The following is a 331-nucleotide window of genomic DNA, read 5'->3' on the forward strand; positions in this document are numbered from 1 at the left end:
CTTATAGGCTTTAATCTGTGCCGTTTCGCTGGCTTCTATCCGCTTGAAGATAATATCCTGGTTCTTCCTGATAGTTGAATCTGCATCCCGCACCGCTTTTTCTGTCCTGCCTATGGCCTTGCCGTTGTTGTCGGAACTGTTGATTATCCCGGCAAGCAGATCCTTGTTGTCCTTCAGGAACCGCCTGAACTTTTCTTCCGAAAGTAAGGATGAAAGGTTTATGGTTATCTGTGTGCTGGCTCCGGCCAGAGCTTCACAAGCCGGACGCACAAGATCCGTTTCCTGTTTCTTCAGGAATGCGAACACCTGGTCCATGCGCTTGATAAGCTTC

At 48.9% G+C, this 331-nt stretch carries 1 pseudogene; it reads right to left on the reverse strand.

The features are described from left to right. Positions 1 to 331: pseudogene (locus tag M3090_RS15720) on the reverse strand (clindamycin resistance transfer factor btgA); the annotation flags it as partial.

The organism is Bacteroides sp. ET71, from assembly GCF_023336905.1.
In the GTDB taxonomy this organism is placed as follows: Bacteria; Bacteroidota; Bacteroidia; order Bacteroidales; family Bacteroidaceae; genus Bacteroides.